The sequence below is a fragment of the Treponema sp. R6D11 genome, from assembly GCF_054786075.1.
Genome location: NZ_BDHD01000008.1, coordinates 1 through 23,144, shown reverse-complemented (window position 1 = coordinate 23,144; position 23,144 = coordinate 1). Strand labels below are relative to the sequence as shown.

Sequence of the window (23,144 nt, the reverse complement as noted above, 5' to 3'; positions counted from 1 at the left end):
AGCTGTTTGGTTTTTAGCGGAGCATAAAAAAAGAGGCTTATGCCTCTTTTATAAAATTAAATTTTTAATGTTCGTCTGCTAGAGCGTCGATGAAGGATTGGATGTCTTCTTCGCGGATTTCGGCTAGCAATTTGCGCGGGATGAACCAGCGTTTGATGCCCAATCTAAGCGCTTGCTGTTCCGCGATTTGTTCGAATATGTTACGCACAAGCCGCGCGTTTGAGAAATTTGTCCCCTTGTTTTGCACTACGCCTTCAAAGATGCTTTGGATTCTCTCTTGCGCACCTTGCGTGATCCTATAATCGCGTTTTTCTGCGATTAGGTTGAAGATTTTTGTTAGGTCTTCCGCGTTATAATCTGGGAAGTGCAAATGCTTCGTGAAGCGCGATTTTAAACCAGGGTTAGATTCGACGAATTCGTTCATAAGATCGTCATATCCCGCGACGATTACGACTAAATCTTCTTTGAAATCTTCCATAAGTTTCAGGAGGGTATCAACCGCTTCTTGCCCTGCCTGGTCGCCATGGCGGGTTAGGGTGTATGCCTCATCGACAAATAGAACTCCGCCAAGCGCTTGCTCGACAACGTCGTGCACCAATGCTGATGTACCGCCTCCGTATTGCGAGACCATGGTTGCTCTATCCGCTTCGACGATGTGCCCTTTTGATAAGATATGATTTTTCTTTAATGTTTTTGCTATGTATCTCGCGACAACGGTTTTACCTGTACCAGGGTTACCATAGAAAACGAGGTTCAGGTTCAGCGGGCTGTACGTCATGCCGCGGAGTTTGCGCTGACGTTGGACATGGTAATATGCGATAATTTTCTTCACTTCTTCTTTGACATTGCCAAGCCCGATCATCTCGTCTAGGTTTTGCGCTGCCATTTTATCAACTTTAGGTTTCGTGTGCCTAACTGGGTTTTTCGCGTCTAGCTCTTTTTTCTTCATGATCCCTTCGAGGTTCCACTTTTTAACTAGGTCGCCAGATACGGACATAAAAGCGATAAAGGCTAATATTAAAAACAGCATAAATGTGCTGCCAAATTTTGCGCCCGTGAAGTCGAACGGATGTTCGAACAGGGCGACTAAGAAGTTTTTAATTGATGCCAAGAACGCCCAAAGGCTTTCTTTGGTTTGTATTATATGCACGCTTGCAGAAACGCGCCACGCGACGATATAGATCGCGAGCCCTGCGATGGCTAGATTTCTTAGGGTCTTCGGTTTTTGATAGCCTTTCATAAAACTTCCTCTCCGCCGATATATACTTTCTCCACTTCGCTACCGTTTGCCTGATATACTACGCTTGAAATCGCATTATTCATTGGCTTCATGTTTTGTTTTGACGTGTCTATCACTATAAAATCCGCCTGCATGTTTTCTTTTAGCGTGCCGATTTCGTTATCTCTTCCGAGAGCTTTCGCACCGTTTGTCGTCGCCATTTTTAAGGCTTCGTATGCAGGAATGGTCAGGGCGTTTTTTGTCATGCCTTTGTGTAGCAATGCGGCTAATCTAATCTCGGTGAACATGTTGAGAGAGTTGTTGCTTGCCGCGCCATCGGTTGAAAGAGCGATGTTTATGCCGGTTGTTTGATATTTTGGGATATTCGCAATCCCTGAGCCGAGCTTAAGGTTAGAAGAAGGGGAATGGACGACGCTTGCTCCAGATTCTGCAAAAATTTTAATATCTTCTTCTTCCAAATATACGCAATGAGCGGCATAGACCGACTTGTTAAAATAGCCAAGGTCTGCGAGGAATTTTGTTGGGGTTTTGCCGTATTTTGCTATGCAATCTTGGTTTTCTTTAATCGTCTCGCTGATGTGCACATGGAATCTATTGCCAAGGTTTAGTATGTTTTTTATATCGTCTAGCTCGGCGGTGTATACGCTGTGAAGCCCGACATCGATTTTGATTTTGTCTGTTTCATTTAATTCTAAATTTCTGCCTTGGCTGCAGATGTTTGCCCGCACGCGCTTTTCTTGGCATGATTTTTTTGCCGCCGCTGAATCAAGATACATATCTGCTAGGCAGGTTGTGCCGAACAAAATCATCTCGTCTATCGCATCGCATGAATATTTATAAAAATCGCTACTGTTTAGTTCTGCTTCGCGCGGGAAGATGTATTTCTCAAGCCAAGTATGCAAATCGACGTCGTCTGCCAGACCGCGGAATGCGACCATTGGGAGGTGTGTGTGGCAATTTATCAACCCCGGCATAATTATTTTCTCGCTATAATCTATATAGCTATCGGCTGGGTTATTCTCGCCGATATAAACAATAACGCCGTTTTCCACGCCAATAAAACCATCGACAACAGGCGATGCATCGTTCATCGTTATTATATTTTTGCATTTATAATTCTGCATAAACTTCCTCAATAGCTATTTTTATCGCTTCTATCATTTTGGTTTTTGACGTTGCCCCCGCAATCAAAACTTCTTCATGCGTTATCGGCGGTTTATCTTCTGTGACAGCCTTGTTTGCAATCAATGTTAGCGCAGCAATGTTCATACCGATGTTTTTTGCCATTATATTTTCGTGTACGGAAGACATCGCGACCGCGTCTGCTCCCATTGCTCTTAGCATGATCACCTCGGCTGGTGTTTCGAAGCACGGACCGTAGCGATATGAATACACACCTTCATGCAAGTTGATGCGTTTTAGGATTCGCTCGCGCACGTTTTTATTATATATTGCCATGTCTGGGAAGCGTTCTTGCGATAGCTCGGGGATGACTTCTCCTATGAGCGGGTTAGAGCCGTCGATATTTATATGGTCTTTGAAAAGCATGATATCGCCTGCATCGTACTTTTCGTTTATGCCGCCGGATGCGTTGGTTGAGACGTATCCTTTTGTGCCCATATAACCAAAAACAGCTATTGGGAAAGCGACTTCTTTTGGTGTATACCCTTCATAGGCATGGACTCTGCCGTTCATAATTGCGATGTTTATGCCGCCGTATTCTGTGAAGACAAGTTCGCCTTTATGCCCTGGCGCGGTTGCTACTGGGAAGAATGGTATGTCTGCAAAATTTATTCTTATTGCGCCTTCTAGGTTAGCAAAAGCTTCTAACCCAGAGCCGAGTGCGACCAAGACGTCAGGTACGACGCCGACTTTTTTGTTTATATATTTCGCTGCTTTTTTTATTTTATCGATATATTGCATATTGTCTACCTCACACGAAACTGCCGTTTGCGTCTTCGTTTTTTATGAAACATCCTGATGCTGGTATGTTTTTCGTTTTATAATAATTGCTGTCTGCAAATGTGTTTTCGGCTAATAGCTCGACCTTGTCTAGCGTTGCACCTTTTCGCAATGAAATGACATTGACGCCTTGGGAAGAGCGAGTTGTTTTTAAAGATAGTTGCGATGAATTGAAAACTAGTACCTTGTTGTTGCTTGAGCGAGCATAAAGGTCTGCATCTTCGCGGAGGTATATAATAGAAACAAGTTTTGATTTATCAGCGAATGCGCCTGCTAATTTTTTTCGGTTTGTTTTGGTTTGGTAGCTTTCCAGCGGTATCTTTGCTATTTTCCCATTTTCGAAGCAAAAGAGAAGGAACCCTTTGAAATCTAAAGTTGCGACCGTATATATCGGTTCTTCGCCATCGTCCATGGATAGGAGCGCAGGCAGGTATTCGCCGAACGCGGAAGCTTTTGTGTCTGGTATGTCGTATGCCTTTGCTTTGTAGCAGCTGGCTTGATTGGTGAAGACTATGACTTCGCTTAGGTTCGTCGCCTCGCAGCTCCAGTTTATAGCATCGCCTTCTTTTAGCTTTTGTTCGCTCGCGCCGCGCAATGAAACGGCTGAGATTTTTTTGATGTACCCGTCTTTTGTCGTGAAGAATGATAGGTTATAATCATCAACCTTGCGCTCTAGCGAAACTTCTTCGATCTCTTCTTCGTCGATGATGGTTGTTTTGCGTTCGCCGCCGTATTTATTTATGATGTCTTGCAATTCCTTCGCGATCTCGCCTTTGATTTTGCTTTCATCTTCTAAAATCGATTTTTTGTTTGATATTTCATCTATCAAGCTTTTGATATCTCTCGTGCGTTTTAAAATATATTCTTTATTTAGATTGCGAAGCTTAATTTCTGCGACGAATTCGGCTTGGATATTGTCGATTTCGAAGCCGCGCATAAGGTTAGGCACGACATCGCTTTCGTTATCTGTCTCGCGGATTATTTTAACGGCCTTGTCGATATCTAATAATATTTTCTCTAAGCCTTCCAATAAATGCAGTCGGCTTGTGGCTTTTTTAATTTCCCAATCAAGCTTGTTGCCTACGCATTCAACGCGGAACTTAATCCATTCGGTTAGTATCTCGCGTACGCCCATAACCCTCGGCTCGCCGTTTATCAAAATGTTAAAGTTGCAACCGAACGAGTCTTCGAGCGGGGTTTTTTTGTATAGCCAGCCCATGAGCTCGTCTGGGTTTGCGCCGCGTTTTAAATCGATAGTTATTTTTAACCCTTTCAAATCCGTTTCGTCGCGGATGTCGACAATTTCTTTTATCTGCCCAGCTTTTGAAAGCTCGACGATCTTTTCGATAATGGCTTCGATTGTGGTCGTGTATGGGATTTCGTATATATTTATGCAGTTATTTTTCTTGTCGTATTCATATTTGCCGCGGACTTTAAACGATCCCCTGCCTGTTTCGAATATTTCTTTGAACAAGGCCTTGTTATACACTATCTCGCCGCCATGCGGGAAGTCTGGCGCGAGGATTTCGTCTTCGATTTGTATGCGTTTGTTTTTTAATAATTTAATCGTGCATTCGCATATTTCCTTTAGGTTGAACCCGCAGATGTTGCTTGCCATGCCGACGGCGATGCCTTGGTTTGGATTTACTAAAATGTTAGGAAAACGTGTTGGGAGGAGAACGGGTTCCTTCGTTGTGGAGTCATAGTTGTCAACAAATTGGACGGTGTTTTTATCAATCTCGCCGAATATTTCTTCGCAGATAGAAGTTAGTTTAACTTCAGTATATCTCGATGCAGCGAACGCCATGTCTCGGCTGAATTGTTTGCCGAAGTTGCCTTTTGAATCGACAAGCGGGATCAAAAGCGAGCCGTTGCCGACGGTGAGGCGAACCATGGTTTCGTAAATCGCCATATCGCCATGCGGGTTTAAGCGCATCGTCTGCCCAACGACGTTAGCCGATTTAGTCCGTCCGCCGTTTAAAAGCCCCATTTTATACATCGTATAAAGCAATTTTCTGTGCGATGGCTTCAGCCCGTCAATCTCCGGAATTGCGCGCGAAACAATAACCGACATAGCATAAGGCATGTAGTTTTCTTCGAGCGTTTCAGTTATGAATTGTTTTTTAAGTGTATTATCCCCCATAATAGAGACATTATATAGTAAAAAGCGGGCGTTAGTCAAGCAAAAAATGAATTTGTAATATATTTGTGAGAATTCGTCTATACTATTATTTTATAGACGGAGGGCGCGGATTTGGGTACAGTTTTTCTTAGGACGATTTTTTTATATATCTTAGTCGTTTTCGCTATGCGTTTTATGGGTAAGAGGCAAATTGGCGAGCTTCAGCCGAGCGAGCTCGTTATAACTATCATGATCTCCGAGCTCGCGGCGCTTCCTGCCAGCAACCCCGGCACGCCGCTACTTATGGGCGTCGTTCCTGTTATTACGCTTATCATCGCGGAAATTTTCATATCGTATATTGCTATGCGGTCGAAAGGGTTTAGAAGAATTCTTCAAGGCAAGCCGAGCGTGATAATAAAAAACGGCAAGATAAACTATGCCGAGATGGAAAAAATACGCATGAACATAGACGACCTGATCGAGGAGCTAAGACTTTTAGACGTCGATAAAATCAAAAAGGTTAAACAAGCCGTGGTTGAAACGAACGGGAAATTATCGGTTAAAAAATAGTTATACTTTTATTTTAGTACGCAGCCATTTTTGAGTTGGCATCTCGAAATAGTTATGAGATATGTGCGAAATTAAAAGTGACATAAAAATATACAACAAATAAAACGCTTTGTTTGGCATTGCGTTTGGCAAGCCAAAGTGGCGCAACAAGAAGAAGAGAGGATAATGCCAGAGGTATAGCGAGTATGACATATCGCCCAACCAACGGAAAAGCCTCAGGGATAAGAACCTTGAAAGCCAGCCGACATTTAGAGCAATCAGCATGATTTCTGGGAAGACGAGAAAATCATAAAACATATTCCAATTTGGTATCTTGCCGCCGACGATGTATGAATAGAAAACAAATGCGAATGCGGTGCACGAGAAGAGCCCTAGGAGCAAAAACCTGAGATTTGGTTTCATGGTTTTGATTTTAATGTTTAGCTCATAGCAGTAGCAACCTAGGAAGAAGCCCACGAGAAGCCTTGCGCAAGAGTAATTAAAAATTGGCAGGTTGTCTTTGCCGAAAATAGAAGCCAAAAGACCGATCATTATAGGCAAGATAAACACTTTCTTATTTTTGGAGAACGTACATAAGAAGAAAAACAGGAGATATGCAAAGACTTCTAAAAACAATGTCCATGCGGGTTCGTTTAGCAAAGGTGGGTTGAAGCCGAGCCTTGGATCAAACATGAAAATCATCGAGAAATAATCAAAGAACCCTAATTTTTTTAGGCTTGCGGTTATTATACAGACGGCGAGACCGAAAATTAAAGTAAGAATAAAGAGCGGATACAGCCTGCTATATCGCTTGAACATGAAATCCTTGAATGAGACTTTTTTATCTTTTAGCTTGTTATAGTACACCGCCATGAAGATGAACCCTGAAATTAGAAAGAAGAGGTCCACCCCCCCGTGCCCCATTGAGCAGATGAAGTTTAACACAGACCTGCCTATTCGCGGCAAGAAATTCCATATGTTGTTCCATTTTTCATAACCGATGAAGTTTAGAAAATGGAAGCCGAATGCGACGACGAGTGCTGCAATTCCGCGCAGGGCGTCGAGCGCATAATATCTGTCTTGTTGTTTGGTTTTCATTTGTGCCTCACTAATTTATAACTTTTTTTCTTTTATTTTTGAATGGTTTATGATGAACCTGACGCCGCCATCGCGGTCGGTCCTGAAAATTTTCGAGTTTGATGCAGCGATATTGTCTAATGCTTCGCGCGTTGGATGCCCGTATGAGTTTTTGCCAACAGAGATTACGGTATATATAGGCGACAGCGCTTTGAAAAATGCTAGAGAGTTAGATGTTTTTGAACCATGATGCGCGGCTTTGGCAATGTCGACATCGATTTTGTCACTGCTTGTGCGGATCAGCTCGTCTTCGATTTTTTCGTCTATGTCTCCTGTGAAAATTGCCGAAGTATTGTATGCGTTGACGCGCAAGACAAGAGAACGCCCGTTGCTATCGCTATCGTTTGGGTTAAAACGCAGGACTTCCACGCTCAAATTATCGCCCATTGCCATTTCGTCCCCTTTGGTTGGGAACATGATCTTAGCGTCTTTTGGCAGGTTTTTAGCGATTTCTGTGAATAAAATTATTTCTTTGTTGTCTTGCGGTTCTGGCACGAAAAGGATTTCAACGTCAAAAAGTTTTGCGACCTCGTCTATTGCTCCTGCGTGGTCATCGTCATAATGCGATAGGCTGAGTACATCGATTTTCTTAATGCCAAGCGAGCGCAGATACGCGATGGAGCTGATGTTTTCTATTGTTTTACTGTCCGCCTTTCCGGCATCAATTAGCATGTGTCTTCCGCCTGACGAGGTTATTAAGGCGCAATCCCCCTGCCCGACATTCACAAAATCTATAGTTATATCACTTTTTGCTATATACGCATTGACTGTATGGAATGATAGAACTAGGCAGAGGCAGATTAAGATGCCTTTAATCGAGCGTTTAACCATGGTGCGACTCCTTCTTTAATTATTACGTGCAAGAAATATAATATAAATCCGTAGGCTATAAAATGTATAAATTCTGGCGTTCCTGTTTGTATCATGAAAGACGTTTTCGCAAATGTTTTGATTAGCAAGTTCATGGCGTGGAGGAAGAAATATGTTGCAGGTGCTAGCAAAGTTTGCAGGAATGGGACGAATGCGATGAGCAAGATGCCAAACATTGCGAGGGTGACAACTGGCGTTAATGCTATGCTAGACCAAATGCTTGTTAGGTTATTTGCGTTATAAAAATATGATGTGAAGATGCTTGTGCCGGCGATTGCGGCGAGCGATGCGAGGATGATCGATGCGTATTTCAACCATTTGCTCTTGACGGTGGAAAGCGGCGATGCGAGGAGAAGAATGCCAATAATTGCGGAATATGACAGCAAGAAAGAAGGGGTGAACATAGCAAAAGGGTATATAAGCAATACGACGATGCTGGAGAAAAACACGCTGTCTATCGGCTCGTCTCGCTTTTTGAAGAAAAGGGAAGAGAGGTATTTCACAATCATTATGCAAGATCGCAGGAGTGCGGGAGCGTAGCCGACGATGATCGTGAATGTGATGATAAATATGATAGATATTGCGTTTTTGAATTTTGATTGCCTGCAAATTTTTTCGAGCATCAGCATGATACCCAGCGAGACGATGGAGAGGTGTTGACCGGAAATTGCGAAGATGTGCGATGCGCCCGCCGCTTTAACATCTGCCTTTAGCTCGGGCGAAAATCCGTATTTATCATTGAAGACTAGGGCTTTTGCTATGTTTGCTTCGTCTTCGGGAAAAATCTTTTCAAATCTTGCTTTAACGCTCTCGCGGAAATTATATATGTGTGTTAATAACCCAACTTTTTCGTTTATTACTTCATATTCGTTTGAATACGCGAACAAATATTGATGCATGGACAAACTCATTTTCGTCAAGTCTTGTCCGCTGTCGAACTTAGGCGGTTCGTCTTTGCTCGGGCGCGCTTTTGCGAGGATAGTGTCGCCGATTTTTAAGGCGAACCCGTCCATGTTATAAAGCTTTATCTTGCCTTTTGCGGTTTTTCTATTGACGGTTTCTGCGTCGATTATCGCGAATCTATCATATAAATCAATAACTTTGCCGCGCACTTCGATTTCTTGTTTGCCTGCATATCCTTGCATTCTTTCGTATCGTAGTATATCGATGTTTGTACGATATGTTGCAACGAGAAAAAAGGGGATGATTAGGTAGAGAGAAATGCGTTTGGGATATTTTATTAGTAGGTATATGTATAAAAATCCTGCGACTCCCAGCACTAACTCCCAGTATGCCGATTGGCTTGACGTATATATAGCAACGCCGACTGCTGCGGCATAAAGTATTATTAAGCGGTTGTGCAATTTGAGAGCCTTTTCGCTAGTATTTTTATTCTCGACAATGCCCACTCATCATCTTTTGCCGGGGCTTGGGCTTGCACGCCAAAATGCCCTGCGTCTAAATCCAAAAAGCCGTCATTTATTATATCCATGCCATGGACAAGGGCCATAGAATAGACTGCGTTTGCTGCCATTTCCTGCCCTCCAAAGCGTGAATGCCCGACTGTTACGGCGGCAAGTTTTTTGCCGACGTATTTACCTCTATATCCTCGTGATTTATCGAAAAAAGCTTTGATTTGACCAGTTGGAAGACCAAAATAAACAGGCGAACCAATAACTAGCCCGTCTGATTTTAATATTTCTTCGTATAGTGCTTCTAATTTTGTTCCAACAAAGCAGACCTTTGTGCAAGGTTTTGTGCATTCTGTGCAGAAACTCCATTTAGCATCGTCTATGGCGTCTTGAATGTTATAAATGTTATTAGAGACGCCTAGTGCGTCTAATTCTTTTGATAGTTCGGTTAGTAAAAAAGATGTGTTGCCGTCTTTATTCGGGCTTCCGTTTAGCAGAGCTACCATTTTTTATACTCCTTCTTGTTCCCAAAACTAAGACTGCAAAGATATAGTCGATTATGCTGTGGATAAATGTCCCGCCGCCGACTACGATGAGCACATACGTCAAAGGAGATGCGAACAGTTTAATATATGTTTCTGGTTCAGGGAAGAAGAGGAACCATACAACGGCTATTTCGCAAGCGGCATGGATAATAGAGAAAAACACGGCAAAGAATGAATTTGCAAGCAAAGTTTTTGGAGAGCCTTTTTTCTTTATATATATGCCGGCTAAAACCGCAAATATGATATGTGAGAGCGCGCGTGCGACCACGACTGGCGGCAACCCTGCTAAGAAAAAGCCGAGAGTAGTTGCTAGGGCAACGAAAAGAGCTGCTAAAGGAGATATGAAAATAGCTATCCAGATAGAGGTGTGTGAAGCTAATGTCATAGTCATTGCTGGGGGTATAATGATTTTAAATGGGGAAAAAGGGAGAATCATACCTGTTGCGGATAAAAGCGCGATGAGAGTTAATCTTTTTGTCTTGGGATTCATAAAACTTCTCCTTTTAGCATATAGTTATTTATCAAGTATTACAAGAAGGGACATACCTATGAACACAATACTAGCATACATCTTTGGCGGCATCGTTTTGTATGTCGTGGTTTACGCTACATACCCGATTTGGCGCCTGTTTAAGCGGTTTTTCTTCCGCGGAATAACGGGGCTTGCAATTATAACGGGCTTGCAAATGACAGGATTCGGGTTAGCGGGGGCAAATCTCATCACGGGGTTATTTTGCGCGCTGTTAGGCATTCCCGGCGTTATTCTATTAGAAGTTATCGCTAAGATAATTTAAGCTATATTGCCTTTTAGTTCTTCTAGTCTTTCTTGCAAGGCTGGAGGAACGTTGCCAAGAGATTCGAAGAAATCGGTTATTGAATCGGTTTCTTCTTTCCATAAGGTTTTATCGATATCAAAGAGCACATCGTAGTTATCTATTGGCATGTCTTCTTTTGTAGGTATGTTGCCGATAGGTGTTTCGACTGCTGGTTTCTTGTTTTCGACTCTTTCGATGATCCAGTTTAGTACGGCTAAGTTCTCGCCGAAGCCAGGCCATAGGAAGTTGCCGTCTTCGTCTTTTTTGAACCAGTTAACATGATAGAATTTTGGCGGATTAGTCAGTTGTTTGCCGATTTCAATCCAGTGTGAGAAATAATCAGCCATGTTATATCCGCAGAAAGGAAGCATAGCGAACGGGTCGCGACGCAATTTGCCAACAGCACCGATAGCAGCAGCGGTCGTCTCGCTCGCCATAGTCGCACCTAGGAACACGCCTTCGTTATAGCTTTTCGCTTCGTATACAAGCGGAGCTAATTTTGTACGTCTTCCGCCGAATATGATTGCGGAAATTGGGACGCCTTCAGGGTTAGACCATTCTGGGCTGAAGCATGGGCAGTTTTTAGCAGGAGCTGTGAAACGGCTGTTTGCGTGCGCCGCCGGCTCATCGCTGTCTGGCGTCCATGCGTTGCCTTTCCAGTCGATTGCCTTTTCGGGTTTAGGGCCTTTCCCTTCCCACCATACATCTCCGTCTGGAGTTACTGCAACGTTTGTGAATATCGTGCCTTCTAGGACGGATTTTAGCGCGTTCGGGTTTGTTTTTTCGCTTGTTCCCGGAGCAACGCCGAAGAAGCCTGCTTCTGGGTTGATTGCGTATAATTGACCGTTTTTCACATGTAGCCAAGCGATATCATCGCCAACGCACCAAATTTTATACCCTTTGAATTTTTCAGGAGGAACGAGCATTGCGAGGTTAGTTTTCCCGCAAGCAGAAGGGAACGCAGCCGCAACATAATGAACCTCGCCTTGAGGGTTTTCAATGCCTAAGATTAGCATATGTTCTGCTAGCCAGCCTTGTTTGTTGCCAAGGTAGGAAGCGATTCTAAGCGCCAAACACTTTTTGCCAAGCAATACATTTCCGCCATATCCTGAGTTAATGCTCATAATTTCGTTTGTTTCTGGGAAGTGCGTTATGTATCTTTCTTCAGGGTTTAATGTGCCGACCGAGTGTAGGCATTTTGTGAATTCGCCACGGTAATTATTGAGCGCAACTTCGCCAATTTGAGCCATAATAGCCATGTTTAGAACAACATATTTGCTGTCTGTCAGTTCGACGCCGACAATTGAATATGGCGATTGGTCAGGTCCCATCAAAAAAGGGATAACATACATTGTTTTTCCAGCCATGCATCCGTCGTATAGTTTGTTTAGCTTTTCTTTCATAACGGCAGGGTCTTCCCAATTGTTTGTTGGGCCTGCTTCTTCTTTGTTTTTTGTGCAAATGAATGTCCTATCTTCAACGCGCGCAACATCATGCGCTGGTGTGCGATGGTAATAACAGTTCGGTAGGATTTCTTGATTAAGCTCTGTTATTTCGCCCGCTGCCAATGAAAGTTTTTTAATGTCTTCCAATTGCTCCTTGGACCCATCGATATAAACGATGTCGTTCGGGGTTGTTAATTCTGCGATGCTTTCTACCCAATCTCTAATTTCGTTTGGTACGTTCATTATTCTTCCTCCTTAGATGTTGCATCCAATTTTATATTTTTATCTAATCTGTTAGCAAGTGTCGCGAGTTTAACGGCCGATAACACTATATGCCCCGTGTCCATAACAAAGACCGCTCTTGTCTTTCGTCCGCATGTTGCATCGACTAGCGTTTTGTTCTTCCTTGCCGAGGCTATTAGGCGTTTTGTTGGCAATGTGTCCGGTGTTATGACGCTAATCACTCTATCTTCCGACAAGTAATTCGCATACCCGATTGGTAGCAGCTTCATTTTATTTCCCCCAGTTATTTATTTTCTCAGCTATAATGCTTTCGATGTTATCGATTGAAATTCTTTCTTGTTTCATGCTGTCTCGCTCGCGGATTGTAACGCAATTGTCTTTCAAGCTGTCGAAATCGAACGTGATGCAGAATGGTGTGCCAATTTCGTCTTCTCTTCTATAACGTTTGCCGATTGAGCCCGTTTCATCATAGTCTGCCGAGAACGTTTTGCTCAAGCGCTCATATAGTTTTTTAGCATCGTCGCCAAGTTTTTTTGAAAGAGGAAGAACAGCGACTTTATATGGAGCAACTCTCGGGTGAAAACGCATAACGACGCGTGTGTCGTCGCCTTCTAACTTTTCTTCGTCGTAACTTTCGGTTAGGATTGCAAGCGTTACCCTGTCTGCCCCGAGTGATGGTTCGATAACGTATGGGATGAATTTTTCGTTGTTTATTAAATCGTTGTATTCTAGGTTTTCGCCTGAATATTCGCTGTGACGCTTAAGGTCGAAATCAGTTCTTGACGCGATGCCCCAAAGCTCACCCCAGCCGAATGGGAAGAGGTATTCAATATCGGTCGTTGCGTTTGAATAGTGCGACAATTCTTCTTTTGAATGGTCGCGTAACTTGACATTTTCCTTTTTGATATCTAAGCTATATAGCCAGTTTTCGCAGAATTCTTTCCAGTATTTGAACCATTCGAGTTCCGTGCCTGGTTTGCAGAAAAATTCAAGCTCCATTTGCTCAAACTCGCGAATTCTAAATATGAAATTGCCTGGCGTAATCTCGTTTCTAAACGATTTGCCGATTTGCGCAATGCCGAACGGCAGGGTTTTTCTCGAGGTTCTAACGACGTTTTTGAAGTTGACAAAAATACCTTGCGCTGTTTCTGGGCGGAGGTATATCTCGCTTTTCGCGTCTTCCGTTACGCCTGCGAACGTTTTGAACATCAAATTAAATTGACGGATATTCGTAAAATTAGATTTGCCACAATTAGGGCAAACTATATTATTGTCTTTTATGTATTCTTCCATTTGAGCATTATCCATGCCGATAGGATCTCCACCGTTATCTTCTATCATGGTATCTGCTCTGTGGCGCGTTTTGCACTCCTTACAGTCCATCAACGGGTCTTGGAACCCGCCAACGTGACCCGATGCTTCCCATACTCTAGGGTTCATCAAAATAGCAGAATCCAAGCCGACGTTTAGCTCGTTATGAGTTATAAAATCATCCCACCATGCTTGTTTGATATTGCGTTTTAATAGCACGCCTAGCGGGCCGTAGTCCCATGAGTTTGCTAGCCCGCCATATATCTCACTACCGGAATATACAAATCCTCTGCCTTTGCAAATCGCTATAATTTTGTCGATATCCTTTTTATCGTTATGCATAAAAAACCTCTCTTTTGCAATATTATATAATAAAACTAGCGTGTTGTCAATATATTTATGATAGGAGCGTCGCCCGTGTTTAAGAGCTTGAAAATTATTTTCATATATGTTTGCGACGATTATCGGCGCGGGCTTTGCGACGGGGCAAGAAATCCTGCAATTTTTCGCAAAATATGGGAGGTTTTCGTATGTTGGGCTTTTGGTTAGTTCTGTTTTGTTTGGGGTCGTTATCTATGCTATTCTGGAGAAAACCCGAGTAGACAGACTTGAATTAAACAAGACGATAAACTGGATTTCTTATGCTTTTTGCTTTTTGGCGTACATAATTATGGTCGCTGGGTTTGCGAATGTTTTGTACGAACACCTTGGCTTGCATAAAATCTACTCATGGCTTCTAGTTAATGTTTTTTCTGTTCTAGTCTCTAAAAAACAAAAGGGGATTGAGATTGCCAGCCTAATTCTTGCGCCGATTATTATTTTGCTTATATTAGTTATATGCGCGTTTATCCCCAGCTCGCCAAACGAGGTTAGCACGAATGTGTTTAATATAGTAATTAAGGGAATAATATACGCGAGCTACAACATAATAACGCTTGCGATGCTGACGGAGGGGCTTGATATTAAGACCAGCAAAAAGCAGAATTTGATTATAAGTTGCGCGACGGCTTTGCTGATTATAGTGCTGAGTTTTGGGATTTGGCGAGCGCTCGCGGGCAATATTTCGGCGAGCATGTCCGTGCAGATTCCTATGCTAAAATTATCTGGAGGGTTCTCTAACATTTATGTTCTGGCAATTGCGGCCGCGATACTAACAACAGCCTTTTCGAATTTTATGCGGTAACTTTTAAGTTTCAAAATAATTACAAAACAATATTGGCGTATCTAGTTATAGGCTCGTTTTTTATAACTTTTGTGCCATTTGCGGACGTTATAGAGCGGGGTTACGGGTTATTCGGGTATTTGGGGTTGATAATACTTTGGCATGTGCTAGCTCCAATAAGAAAAAATATCAAGAAAAAGAGCAAAATATAGAATAAAAACAATATAATTTGACAAAAACGTTATATATAGTGATTGATGTGATTGGCGAAAAAAAGTATAATTAACTAGAATAAAAACGTGTAATAACGATTTTAAGATGTAGAGGTGTGGCTCAGTTTGGTAGAGCACTTGGTTTGGGACCAAGGGGTCGCAGGTTCGAATCCTGTCACCTCTACCACGTCGCAATCCGCCCTTTGGCTCGCATCAGGCTAAAGCCTAATGCATCGCTTTTTAGGCGGTTGCTCCTTTTCAAAATTGCGAAATTCTTCGCAATTTTGTTAAAACAAGGATTGCGACATTTGCTTCAAAATTGCAAAGCATTGCACTGGCGATGCTGGTGTAACTCAGTTGGTAGAGTAGCTGATTTGTAATCAGCCTGTCGTAGGTTCAAGTCCTATCACCAGCTCCATAGAGGTTTAACGGATACTATAATTGCTCCCCCAATTTGTGTATCGCAGTTGAACCTCTTTTTTTATGCGAACGACAAAGAATTCATATAATTCCGCGACACGTATGAAGACACTCTAATTATCTGTTGACAAATCGTTTTTGATATGTTATAATAACGAAGTTGCATTTTTAGATTTATCACAATTTAATACGGTGGGGTGGGAGAGTGGTTAAATCCAGCAGACTGTAAATCTGCCCTCTTACGAGTACGGTGGTTCGAATCCACCCCCCACCACCACTAGAGAGGGGCTTATGGGATTTTTATTATATAAGTCTTTTTTTGTTATTCATCTTTATAGGTTTGACAAACTATATCAAATATGCTATAATGTATATAAGATAACAAACAAGGAGCCTGTAAATGCTTACAAACTTAGCGAAAGGGAATACTAACAGAAGTGTTATGGCTAACCCCGTGCCACCCATTTTGGTATGCTCTTATGCTATGTTAGGTGGTATTTTTATAGCCAATCAATAAATTTACTTTAACTATAATCATAAGCAAGGAGCATACCATAATGCTTCCTGTTTTTTGTTTATCAAATAATATAAAGAAAAGAGTGTTAAAAATGAAAATAATTATAAAAGTTGGAACAACAACAGCCGTAAAGAAAAATGGAAAAGTTAACAAAAAAGTGCTGAAATCTATGGCGAAATCTATTAAAGCTATAAGGCGACAGGGGCATTATGTCATTATCGTTGCGAGTGGTGCTGTTGGGTGTGCGGAGGCAATTTTGAAAAATGCCAACGCAAAAACTTGGGCTGAAAAATCGGCATTATCTTCCGTTGGACAGATAACTCTTATGGAGCAATTTCGTAGGATACTAAAACGGAAAGGTATTGTGGCAGGGCAGAATTTATATGATAGTAAATTTTACGAAAATGAGCAACAAACAAGGCATATTCTCTCACAGCTGAATAGTTCAAAGGAAATGGGGATACTTACAATCGTAAACGCAAACGACGCAACGGGTTTTGAGAAATCTGACAATGATGTTTTAGCAAGCCATATTGCGAGAGAAATAGGTGCTGACAAACTGATTTTTATTGCCGACGAAGATGGATTTAGACGCAAAAATGCTGATGGAAGTTTGGGTGATGTGATAGACGAAATTTCGCACGATAAGATTGACGAATACGCTTTTATGGCAGGCGGAGCTAAAAGCGAAAGAAGCTCTGGTGGCATGAGAACAAAGGTATTAGCCACGAAAAATGCAAAAAAGACTGACATTCATATAGTTTCAAATAAACGCATTAAAGACATAGGCAAGCTTATTTCTGGTAGTAAACGATTTGGCACAATAATTACGAGAAGTATTACATGATAATTTTGGAGAGCTTCGAAAACGCAATCTCTAAATTTGAGGTTCAAATGAGTAATTGAAACATCTTGACTTGCTGTTTCTATTGATTATTACTATTGTTTTGAAAAAATCCTATAATACTCTTTCTACCACGTCGTAGAACAAGCTATTGCTCGTTTTGGGTTGCAGCCCAAAAGCTTCGCTTTTCGCTTGGCTACTCCTTCTCCTAAAGCAAAAATGCTTTTGCTTTAGGTTAAAACAAATAGACGGTAGTTTTAACTATGTTATACACCAAATAGGGTTATAGGAATTTCCTGTAACGCTTTTTTCTTGATTTTATCATCTTTTTATGATATAATGTGCAAATGAAAACTTGGAAGAAAATTGGTTTAATTTTATTAGGCGCGGTAGTGCTTTTGTTTGGATATGTATGCCTATGGATGTATGGAGTTTTTATTCCTAATCCGCGTATGCCTGAGGTTCGGCATGCGAAATTTCCATTTAGAATCGAATTAGAATATAAAGGCAAACGATACGTTGCAAATGACGCGGTTGTTTGCGATTATGATGGAGTCGGCGTTGCGGGATACAGCACCAGAAAATATAGGCGATGGAAGGAAAGTTTAACATCTGGCAGAGAGTACGAAACTGCGATACCGATGGTGGTCCTGCTTGAGATCGAAGACTTTTTGTTACAATATTTCACTGGTGAGGCTGAATATTATATGGACAAGTCTTATTTAGACCTTGAAGATGAAGACATATATAAAGATGGAATTCCGTGGTCTTTGGAAGGCCCTAGCATATATATAGAAAATAAGAAAACTGTTGACCAAGATGGGCTTAATTTTGATTTTATTTCGACGGATGAGCAGCAGATGCCGCGGCTCAAAGAGGTGCTTAAAAATCTTGGAGTTAAGATAATTAGCATTGAGCAAACGCCGCCGATCAATAACAAATTATTGCCAAAAAAATAAAACGCTCTTTTTAAATAGCATAAAAAACTTCTCTTTCATAAAATAAATTTAGTTTAGATTATGAGGGAGATTAAAATTATGTTGGCGTGGTTTACACAATTGAGCCCGATCGTGCAAGGGCTATTAGCAACACTTTTCACATACTTTATAACAGCGCTTGGGGCAAGTGTTGTTTTCTTTTTTAAGACGATGAATCGAAGAGTGCTGGACCTGATGATGGGGTTTGCCGCCGGCGTTATGATTGCGGCCTCGTTTTGGTCGCTCTTGGCTCCTGCCATTGAGCTTTCGACGGAGCTTGGCGGGAATGCTTGGTTTACATCAGCTATTGGTTTTGTGCTGGGTGGAATTTTTGTTATGTGTTCCGATCTATTTTTATCAAGAATTGTTTCGGGGAAAGATGTTGGAGCCAAACGGTCGATACTTTTAACGGCAGCTGTGACGCTTCACAATATTCCTGAAGGTCTTGCGGTTGGAGTTGCATTTGGTAGTGTTGCCCTAGGGATCAAAGGAGCATCGATAATTAGCGCGATCATGCTCGCTATTGGTATCGGGCTGCAGAATTTTCCTGAGGGTGTTTGTGTTGCCATGCCGCTTCGAAGAGATGGTGCGTCTAGGTTTAAAAGCTTTTTAGTCGGGCAGGCGTCAGGATTCGTTGAGCCTGTTGCTGGTGTGCTCGGCGTCATGTTTGCCCTGTCTGTTCGCAACGCTTTGCCCCTCGCGCTTTCCTTTTCAGCCGGCGCGATGATATCGGTTGTATGCTCGGAGCTTATCCCAGAGTCTTTTAAAGACAATAAAACAATAGCGACGATCGGCGTTCTGCTTGGGTTTACAATCATGATGGTTTTGGATGTTGCGTTGGGATAATATTGACTATTTAGTTAAAAAATGATATAATTTTGCCATGAAAGTTTTGGTTACCCTTGGCGGGACGAGAGAAAAAATCGACGATGTTAGATATATCGGCAACTCATCAACTGGCGCGCTTGGAAAGGCGATTGCTGAGGAGTTTTCGAGCCGAGGAGATTCTGTCGTCGCTCTTTGTGCTGGATACTGCGAGAAGCCGGCAGGGTGCTGCATACATGAATTTGTTAGTTATGCAGATTTTGAGAGATTATTTCGAAGCGAACTTGAGAATAATTTTGATATTGTGATACACGCTGCAGCTGTTGCGGATTATACGGTTAAAAACCAAGTCGACGGCAAGCTAGATAGTGGGGAAGAGGTTGCAATAAAGCTGGAGCCGACCGCTAAACTTATAAATCTAGTCAAACAAATATCGCCGACAACAAAATTAGTAGGATTTAAGCTTTTGGCGGGGGTCAACAAAGACGAATTGTTAAAAACGGCTAAGAAAAACCTTGAGAAAAGCAAAAGCGATATAATAGTAGCAAACCGCATGGAGGATGTGTCGCCAGATGCTCATGTCGCCTATATTGTCACTCAAGATGATGTAAAAAAATGCAGTTCAAAAGAGAAAATTGCGAGAATATTAGGAGAAATATTATGAATATATTGTTAGGTGTTAGTTCATCCGTGGCTATATATAAGTCGCTTGACCTGATAAGCGGGCTGAAAAAGGATGGGGACACAATAGATGTTATCATGTCTGGCAATAGTGAAAAACTTGTTAGCCCAGCTTTGTTTCAGGCTTTAACTGGCAAAAAAGTATATACAGATGAAGATATGTTTAAGAAGTTAGACGTTGTTGACATCAACCATATTTCCCTATCGGATGCAGCAGATGTTGCGTTAGTTTGCCCCGCGACAGCGAACACAATAGCAAAATTAGCGAACGGATTTGCGGATAATATGCTGACGTCAACTTTTCTAGCGCTGCCTAAAAAGACAAAAAAATTCATAGCGCCTGCTATGAATACGAATATGTATAAAAACCCTGCTGTGCAGAAGAATTTGGTGACGCTAAAGACAAATGGATATGAAATTATTGACCCGCGCGAGGGCAGGCTTGCTTGCGGTGCCGTTGGTGTTGGTGCGTTAGCTAAGGTAGAAGATATTAAATCCGCTTTGCAAAACGCTTGAGACGAGTCGCGTCTCTGCCGATTTGTCCCTTTGCTCTTGCAAATATAGGGCGGAAGAAACGCAAAATTACAATTGCGGGGAAGAGGATAATTCGGGATAGCTTATAGAAAAATTTAATTATAAGAATTAAGACGAATACCAAAAGTTTCGCAAGAAAAAATCGGTATAAAAGCGCGCCGATGGCGAGAGCGATAAACTCATATAGGCGCAGGATACCGTTGTTGATTGACAGGAACGACGAAAAGATTAGATATAAAACAATAGCTGCGAAGAGGATGTCGGCGACGATTGTCCCCTTTTTATTTACGTCGTAACCTTTTCGAAAGAGTTTGAAGATATCGAAAATAAAGCCGATCAAAACGCCCACGATTACCGACATAAAAAAAGCAACTCCTTGATGCGCGGTCGTTATTTCCATGAACTCTTATTTAAACATTTTGGCAAAAAGGCTGCCTTTTTTCTTCTCGACGTCTTCATATACTAGCGAATCTAACACGCCGTCGACTGTTAAATCACCTGTGTCTACGTTTAGGTTATTGATCCTAAAATTACGCCCTAGAAGCGTCATTCCGCCGAGGTTTGTTTTTAGTGTTATCGCATCCTCGTCAAACCCTAAAACGTCTATAACGCCTGTAATGCTAGTTTTTTCTCTGTTTTCGATGATAATGTTGCCGACTTCTCCAATTCTTTTTTCCATATATGAAAGCACTCCTTTGCTACAATATATGTTTTTATCCATACAAATATGTTAAAAATGCTTGCAAATAATGGGAAAATATGGTATACTATATGCATAAATTCGGGGGAGAAATATATGAAGAGTTTTAATTTGACATATGACCAACTTAATATATTAAAAGAAGAAAGACCGGAACTTTTAACAAGTGATATGGAGTATTGGGGAGCTTCTAGCGGAGCAACCCCCGAGAACACCGCACAGTTCGTTCATGTTTATGGCAAGATAGAGAGTACAGGGGATCTTGTTGGCTCTTATCATGGCGTGCGAGCGGGGCTGAATCTGCCGATGAATTGCTCTAGCCTTTCTCGTGTTCGTGAAAAGGGAAGAACGAGAAAATATAAAAAAATTAAACTTTTGGATAAAAATGGCGTGAGCCATGTATTCCATATTCTAAATGTCGGGCAGAGAATTGTCCAAATCATTCCTGAAAAGACTTTATTCACGGATGTTTTTAATGCGCGAGGCGTTTGGGAGGAAGCTCCTACTTGTTGCGAGAGAGCCGATGCGTACTACAAAACTAATTTTCCACATTTGTATAAAGATGCGCTTGGCAAGGATTTTACTCGTGCTGGCGATGACGCAAGATGCGAAGAATATGTACAGAAGTGCGAAGACCTTAATTATAGCGAGTTAATAAAAAGAATTAAGATGGTTCATCCTGGTATAAGCCCGAAAGATAAGCTGGACATTGCGAGCGCGTTCACGGCAATCACGGAAACGCTTTCAAAGCAGCCTCAGGCAAGGGCTGTCAAAATTGCCGAAGTGCTGAGAGATTCGCTGAAGTTTTAGGGTTTTTGTTGGGAATATAAGGGGATATAAATGGGCAATTCATACATACCGGATTATAACGAATTAAACGAACTTTTGCTAAATACATACTCGTCTATGCATGCAGGTGAGTTTGCACTAAAGGGGTCCGACACTGCATGGCTCGATGGAGAGACGAATTATGAAGGGTTAACTGAAGAGCAAGAAAGATACCTTCGTGCATATGGAACAGACGACTACGCTTTTACAATCATCCCCGAAGGACAATTAAGCGGAGAAGTGGTAAATTATAAAAGGAAAGTTCGTCTTGCTTTTCGTTTGCAATTATCTAGCATTAAGTCAGTAGGAGAACTTGCAGTTAGAACCGTGTATTTGACAGGTAAGAAAGAAAATGAAGTCAGCCTTATACAAGCACAAGAAGCATACTATTTTGGCGAAAAGAAGATAAAGTATTTTAGCGAGCTGAAAGTGGGCGACAGGATATCTCATCCTTCGTTTGAAAAACATACAAAAGAAGCGGTCATTATAGGGAGGAACGGGCAAGAGCTAAAATTATTCGCTGTTGATTCAGTGAAAAAAGATGGAAAAGCCTATGATATTGCATATGATATAAATGGAAAATGGAAGCCAGCAAGACGTGCGACTGTCATGGGAGATGCGTATCTTTTAGGAGTGATGAGAGATCTTGATGATCAGATTGAATCTTGGCCACTCAGGCGAGCTCAAATGGAACGGGAAGCTAAAGATAAATCGACACTGGAATTATTGCAAAAATTGAAGAATAAATCGCAGGTAGTTATTCTGCCAACAATCACCCAGACGCAGGCGATTGTTATAGGCAGACCTTTTATCCCTACTCCGCAAGAAATATACGACGAGCTTTCTAAAAAATTGTCGTACGGGGCAACGCTTGCACTGGCGAGCGAAAAGGGTTGTTGGCTTGCAGGGAAAGGAAAAATAAGCGGTTCAGCGCCAATTTTGAACGAAGAAGGGTGCCGCAGAGATCATAATGTGACGTTTTATAGATGCGTCCGTCTTGCTTTTAAGATGGATATATCTTCCCCTGAATTCAAAACTGGGTTGCGAGCGCGGAGATTATCAGGAGCCGATATTAAGTTTGGAAAAGCCTCTTATGCAGATATAAACATAACCCCAAGCCAGATAGAAATTGGTGATAGAATATCGCTTCCGTGCTTTGCGAACATGACTAGAGAGGCTGTGGTTTATAACAAGGCGGGCAATGTTTTGAGCCTATTCTGCGTTGATTGTATAAAAAACGAGAAGGGAAAACCATACACGGTTAAATACGAAGAGAGCGGGCGCCAAAAGGAAATTGCAGAAGCGTCGATTATGCGTGATAAAACCGTTCTAGGCGCGATAGACGAGCTAGGCAAAATAACAAAACAGGGAATGAACAATATAATTAAGAGATAAAACCGCCGTTGGTGGTTTTTATTTTCTTGACACATAAAGCTAGTTTATGATAAGATACGAGGGAATAGGAGCTATAACATGAAGACGATTTTATCAGGTATTCAAAGTTCAGGAAATTTAACGCTGGGGAACTATCTTGGTGCTATAAAAAACTGGGCAGAGCTTTCGAAAAACCCTGAATATGAAATATATTTTTTCGTGGCGGATTTACATTCGATAACTGTTCGTCAGGACCCAGAATTATTAAGGCAGCGAAGCATAGAAATTTTTAAGTTATTTTTAAGTTCAGGAATTGATTTCGAGAAAAATATTATGTTTTTCCAATCCCATGTGCCTGAGCATGCTCAATTGTCTTGGGTTTTAAATTGTTATACTCAGCTCGGCGAGCTAAACAGAAT

General features: G+C 41.8%; 23 protein-coding genes, 3 tRNA genes and 1 pseudogene. 14 read left to right on the top strand and 13 right to left on the bottom strand.

Annotated elements, in window-relative coordinates:
* Positions 1-64: 64 nt before the first annotated feature.
* The 4 genes from ACYVTD_RS02045 to ACYVTD_RS02030 are packed head-to-tail and all read right to left on the bottom strand — an operon-like array spanning position 65 to position 5,345.
* Positions 65-1,240, bottom strand: coding sequence for an AAA family ATPase (locus tag ACYVTD_RS02045; RefSeq protein ID WP_461246113.1), 1,176 nt, complete (start codon positions 1,238-1,240; stop codon positions 65-67).
* A complete protein-coding gene (locus tag ACYVTD_RS02040) occupies positions 1,237-2,364 on the bottom strand; it encodes an amidohydrolase family protein (RefSeq protein WP_461246112.1) in 1,128 nt (375 codons plus the stop codon). The genes ACYVTD_RS02045 and ACYVTD_RS02040 overlap by 4 nt, the downstream gene beginning before the upstream one ends.
* Complete coding sequence (locus ACYVTD_RS02035; RefSeq protein ID WP_461246111.1) at positions 2,351-3,163, bottom strand: purine-nucleoside phosphorylase; 813 nt, start codon at positions 3,161-3,163, stop codon at positions 2,351-2,353. Before ACYVTD_RS02035 ends, ACYVTD_RS02040 begins: the two co-directional genes overlap by 14 nt.
* A 10-nt stretch (positions 3,164-3,173) precedes the next feature.
* On the bottom strand, positions 3,174-5,345 hold the full coding sequence (locus ACYVTD_RS02030) for a DNA gyrase subunit A (RefSeq protein WP_461246110.1): 2,172 nt from the start codon (positions 5,343-5,345) through the stop codon (positions 3,174-3,176).
* Positions 5,346-5,519: 174 nt separating this feature from the next.
* Here ACYVTD_RS02030 and ACYVTD_RS02025 point away from each other — a divergent pair, with 174 nt between their 5' ends.
* Positions 5,520-5,894, top strand: coding sequence for a DUF421 domain-containing protein (locus ACYVTD_RS02025; RefSeq protein WP_461246109.1), 375 nt, complete (start codon positions 5,520-5,522; stop codon positions 5,892-5,894).
* Here ACYVTD_RS02025 and ACYVTD_RS02020 read toward each other — a convergent pair whose 3' ends face one another.
* The 4 genes from ACYVTD_RS02020 to ACYVTD_RS02005 all read right to left on the bottom strand — a co-directional run bounded on the left by ACYVTD_RS02020 (position 5,895) and on the right by ACYVTD_RS02005 (position 9,798).
* Positions 5,895-6,971 carry an acyltransferase family protein gene (locus ACYVTD_RS02020; protein ID WP_461246108.1) on the bottom strand — a complete coding sequence of 359 codons (1,077 nt, stop codon included), beginning with the start codon at positions 6,969-6,971 and terminating at the stop codon, positions 5,895-5,897. It lies immediately after the preceding gene.
* 15 nt (positions 6,972-6,986) lie between these two features.
* The gene (locus ACYVTD_RS02015) at positions 6,987-7,841 is read right to left on the bottom strand and encodes a ComEC/Rec2 family competence protein (RefSeq protein ID WP_461246107.1); all 855 of its coding nucleotides are present in this window, start codon (positions 7,839-7,841) and stop codon (positions 6,987-6,989) included.
* The gene (locus tag ACYVTD_RS02010) at positions 7,811-9,025 is read right to left on the bottom strand and encodes a ComEC/Rec2 family competence protein (protein ID WP_461246106.1); all 1,215 of its coding nucleotides are present in this window, start codon (positions 9,023-9,025) and stop codon (positions 7,811-7,813) included. The genes ACYVTD_RS02015 and ACYVTD_RS02010 overlap by 31 nt, the downstream gene beginning before the upstream one ends.
* 203 nt (positions 9,026-9,228) lie before the next feature.
* Positions 9,229-9,798, bottom strand: a complete 570-nt coding sequence (locus tag ACYVTD_RS02005) for a flavodoxin family protein (RefSeq protein WP_461246105.1) — start codon at positions 9,796-9,798, stop codon at positions 9,229-9,231.
* Between the two features lie 53 nt (positions 9,799-9,851).
* On the opposite strand from ACYVTD_RS02005, the gene ACYVTD_RS02000 reads away from it, so the two are divergent.
* Entirely contained in the window at positions 9,852-10,631 is a 780-nt protein-coding gene (locus tag ACYVTD_RS02000; RefSeq protein WP_461246104.1) for a pro-sigmaK processing inhibitor BofA family protein, read from the top strand.
* Here ACYVTD_RS02000 and ACYVTD_RS01995 read toward each other — a convergent pair.
* From ACYVTD_RS01995 to ACYVTD_RS01985, 3 genes are read right to left on the bottom strand one after another with little or no spacing between them, the layout of a single operon-like run.
* Positions 10,628-12,340, bottom strand: a complete 1,713-nt coding sequence (locus tag ACYVTD_RS01995) for a phosphoenolpyruvate carboxykinase (GTP) (RefSeq protein ID WP_461246103.1) — start codon at positions 12,338-12,340, stop codon at positions 10,628-10,630. The two genes, ACYVTD_RS02000 and ACYVTD_RS01995, sit on opposite strands and share 4 nt — an antisense overlap.
* Positions 12,340-12,609 (bottom strand): extracellular matrix/biofilm biosynthesis regulator RemA family protein, encoded by a 270-nt coding sequence (locus ACYVTD_RS01990; protein WP_461246102.1) that lies wholly within the window; start codon positions 12,607-12,609, stop codon positions 12,340-12,342. The genes ACYVTD_RS01995 and ACYVTD_RS01990 overlap by 1 nt, the downstream gene beginning before the upstream one ends.
* Before the next feature lies 1 nt (position 12,610).
* Complete coding sequence (locus tag ACYVTD_RS01985; RefSeq protein WP_461246101.1) at positions 12,611-13,993, bottom strand: glycine--tRNA ligase; 1,383 nt, start codon at positions 13,991-13,993, stop codon at positions 12,611-12,613.
* Positions 13,994-14,099: 106 nt separating this feature from the next.
* Here ACYVTD_RS01985 and ACYVTD_RS01980 point away from each other — a divergent pair, with 106 nt between their 5' ends.
* The 9 genes from ACYVTD_RS01980 to ACYVTD_RS01940 all read left to right on the top strand — a co-directional run bounded on the left by ACYVTD_RS01980 (position 14,100) and on the right by ACYVTD_RS01940 (position 19,805).
* Positions 14,100-14,834 carry a hypothetical protein gene (locus tag ACYVTD_RS01980; RefSeq protein ID WP_461246100.1) on the top strand — a complete coding sequence of 245 codons (735 nt, stop codon included), beginning with the start codon at positions 14,100-14,102 and terminating at the stop codon, positions 14,832-14,834.
* A gap of 301 nt (positions 14,835-15,135) precedes the next feature.
* Positions 15,136-15,212: transfer RNA gene (locus tag ACYVTD_RS01975), tRNA-Pro, on the top strand.
* 155 nt (positions 15,213-15,367) lie between these two features.
* Positions 15,368-15,443 (top strand) — tRNA-Thr (locus ACYVTD_RS01970).
* Positions 15,444-15,636: 193 nt separating this feature from the next.
* Positions 15,637-15,722: transfer RNA gene (locus tag ACYVTD_RS01965), tRNA-Tyr, on the top strand.
* Between the two features lie 280 nt (positions 15,723-16,002).
* Positions 16,003-16,809, top strand: coding sequence for an amino acid kinase family protein (locus ACYVTD_RS01960; RefSeq protein ID WP_461246099.1), 807 nt, complete (start codon positions 16,003-16,005; stop codon positions 16,807-16,809).
* A 338-nt stretch (positions 16,810-17,147) separates the two neighbouring features.
* The gene (locus ACYVTD_RS01955) at positions 17,148-17,765 is read left to right on the top strand and encodes a hypothetical protein (RefSeq protein ID WP_461246098.1); all 618 of its coding nucleotides are present in this window, start codon (positions 17,148-17,150) and stop codon (positions 17,763-17,765) included.
* A gap of 60 nt (positions 17,766-17,825) precedes the next feature.
* A complete protein-coding gene (locus tag ACYVTD_RS01950; protein ID WP_461246097.1) occupies positions 17,826-18,629 on the top strand; it encodes a ZIP family metal transporter in 804 nt (267 codons plus the stop codon).
* Positions 18,630-18,666: 37 nt separating this feature from the next.
* Complete coding sequence (locus tag ACYVTD_RS01945; protein WP_461246096.1) at positions 18,667-19,272, top strand: phosphopantothenoylcysteine decarboxylase domain-containing protein; 606 nt, start codon at positions 18,667-18,669, stop codon at positions 19,270-19,272.
* Complete coding sequence (locus tag ACYVTD_RS01940; protein ID WP_461246095.1) at positions 19,269-19,805, top strand: flavoprotein; 537 nt, start codon at positions 19,269-19,271, stop codon at positions 19,803-19,805. The genes ACYVTD_RS01945 and ACYVTD_RS01940 overlap by 4 nt, the downstream gene beginning before the upstream one ends.
* Here ACYVTD_RS01940 and yabQ read toward each other — a convergent pair.
* Positions 19,780-20,223, bottom strand: a complete 444-nt coding sequence (yabQ, locus tag ACYVTD_RS01935; RefSeq protein WP_461246094.1) for a spore cortex biosynthesis protein YabQ — start codon at positions 20,221-20,223, stop codon at positions 19,780-19,782. The genes ACYVTD_RS01940 and yabQ overlap by 26 nt on opposite strands.
* Before the next feature lie 6 nt (positions 20,224-20,229).
* The gene (gene yabP, locus ACYVTD_RS01930) at positions 20,230-20,502 is read right to left on the bottom strand and encodes a sporulation protein YabP (RefSeq protein WP_461246093.1); all 273 of its coding nucleotides are present in this window, start codon (positions 20,500-20,502) and stop codon (positions 20,230-20,232) included.
* A gap of 117 nt (positions 20,503-20,619) precedes the next feature.
* Here yabP and ACYVTD_RS01925 point away from each other — a divergent pair, with 117 nt between their 5' ends.
* From ACYVTD_RS01925 to ACYVTD_RS01915, 3 genes and pseudogenes are all read left to right on the top strand, one after another.
* A complete protein-coding gene (locus ACYVTD_RS01925) occupies positions 20,620-21,333 on the top strand; it encodes a hypothetical protein (protein WP_461246092.1) in 714 nt (237 codons plus the stop codon).
* Between the two features lie 30 nt (positions 21,334-21,363).
* Positions 21,364-22,746: a hypothetical protein gene (locus ACYVTD_RS01920; protein WP_461246091.1), complete on the top strand. Its 1,383-nt coding sequence runs from the start codon at positions 21,364-21,366 to the stop codon at positions 22,744-22,746.
* Between the two features lie 78 nt (positions 22,747-22,824).
* Positions 22,825-23,144 (top strand): annotated as a pseudogene (locus ACYVTD_RS01915) (tryptophan--tRNA ligase); the annotation flags it as partial.

What these genes read in the sequence shown, in the direction of transcription:
- ACYVTD_RS02045 (WP_461246113.1), bottom strand. Translation starts at nt 1,240, where the DNA reads ATGAAAGGCTATCAAAAACCGAAGACCCTAAGAAATCTAGCCATCGCA.
- ACYVTD_RS02040 (WP_461246112.1), bottom strand. Translation starts at nt 2,364, where the DNA reads ATGCAGAATTATAAATGCAAAAATATAATAACGATGAACGATGCATCG.
- ACYVTD_RS02035 (WP_461246111.1), bottom strand. Translation starts at nt 3,163, where the DNA reads ATGCAATATATCGATAAAATAAAAAAAGCAGCGAAATATATAAACAAA.
- ACYVTD_RS02030 (WP_461246110.1), bottom strand. Translation starts at nt 5,345, where the DNA reads ATGGGGGATAATACACTTAAAAAACAATTCATAACTGAAACGCTCGAA.
- ACYVTD_RS02025 (WP_461246109.1), top strand. Translation starts at nt 5,520, where the DNA reads ATGGGTAAGAGGCAAATTGGCGAGCTTCAGCCGAGCGAGCTCGTTATA.
- ACYVTD_RS02020 (WP_461246108.1), bottom strand. Translation starts at nt 6,971, where the DNA reads ATGAAAACCAAACAACAAGACAGATATTATGCGCTCGACGCCCTGCGC.
- ACYVTD_RS02015 (WP_461246107.1), bottom strand. Translation starts at nt 7,841, where the DNA reads ATGGTTAAACGCTCGATTAAAGGCATCTTAATCTGCCTCTGCCTAGTT.
- ACYVTD_RS02010 (WP_461246106.1), bottom strand. Translation starts at nt 9,025, where the DNA reads ATGCAAGGATATGCAGGCAAACAAGAAATCGAAGTGCGCGGCAAAGTT.
- ACYVTD_RS02005 (WP_461246105.1), bottom strand. Translation starts at nt 9,798, where the DNA reads ATGGTAGCTCTGCTAAACGGAAGCCCGAATAAAGACGGCAACACATCT.
- ACYVTD_RS02000 (WP_461246104.1), top strand. Translation starts at nt 9,852, where the DNA reads ATGCTGTGGATAAATGTCCCGCCGCCGACTACGATGAGCACATACGTC.
- ACYVTD_RS01995 (WP_461246103.1), bottom strand. Translation starts at nt 12,340, where the DNA reads ATGAACGTACCAAACGAAATTAGAGATTGGGTAGAAAGCATCGCAGAA.
- ACYVTD_RS01990 (WP_461246102.1), bottom strand. Translation starts at nt 12,609, where the DNA reads ATGAAGCTGCTACCAATCGGGTATGCGAATTACTTGTCGGAAGATAGA.
- ACYVTD_RS01985 (WP_461246101.1), bottom strand. Translation starts at nt 13,993, where the DNA reads ATGCATAACGATAAAAAGGATATCGACAAAATTATAGCGATTTGCAAA.
- ACYVTD_RS01980 (WP_461246100.1), top strand. Translation starts at nt 14,100, where the DNA reads ATGTTTGCGACGATTATCGGCGCGGGCTTTGCGACGGGGCAAGAAATC.
- ACYVTD_RS01960 (WP_461246099.1), top strand. Translation starts at nt 16,003, where the DNA reads ATGCTTCCTGTTTTTTGTTTATCAAATAATATAAAGAAAAGAGTGTTA.
- ACYVTD_RS01950 (WP_461246097.1), top strand. Translation starts at nt 17,826, where the DNA reads ATGAGGGAGATTAAAATTATGTTGGCGTGGTTTACACAATTGAGCCCG.
- ACYVTD_RS01945 (WP_461246096.1), top strand. Translation starts at nt 18,667, where the DNA reads ATGAAAGTTTTGGTTACCCTTGGCGGGACGAGAGAAAAAATCGACGAT.
- ACYVTD_RS01940 (WP_461246095.1), top strand. Translation starts at nt 19,269, where the DNA reads ATGAATATATTGTTAGGTGTTAGTTCATCCGTGGCTATATATAAGTCG.
- yabQ (WP_461246094.1), bottom strand. Translation starts at nt 20,223, where the DNA reads ATGGAAATAACGACCGCGCATCAAGGAGTTGCTTTTTTTATGTCGGTA.
- yabP (WP_461246093.1), bottom strand. Translation starts at nt 20,502, where the DNA reads ATGGAAAAAAGAATTGGAGAAGTCGGCAACATTATCATCGAAAACAGA.
- ACYVTD_RS01925 (WP_461246092.1), top strand. Translation starts at nt 20,620, where the DNA reads ATGAAGAGTTTTAATTTGACATATGACCAACTTAATATATTAAAAGAA.
- ACYVTD_RS01920 (WP_461246091.1), top strand. Translation starts at nt 21,364, where the DNA reads ATGGGCAATTCATACATACCGGATTATAACGAATTAAACGAACTTTTG.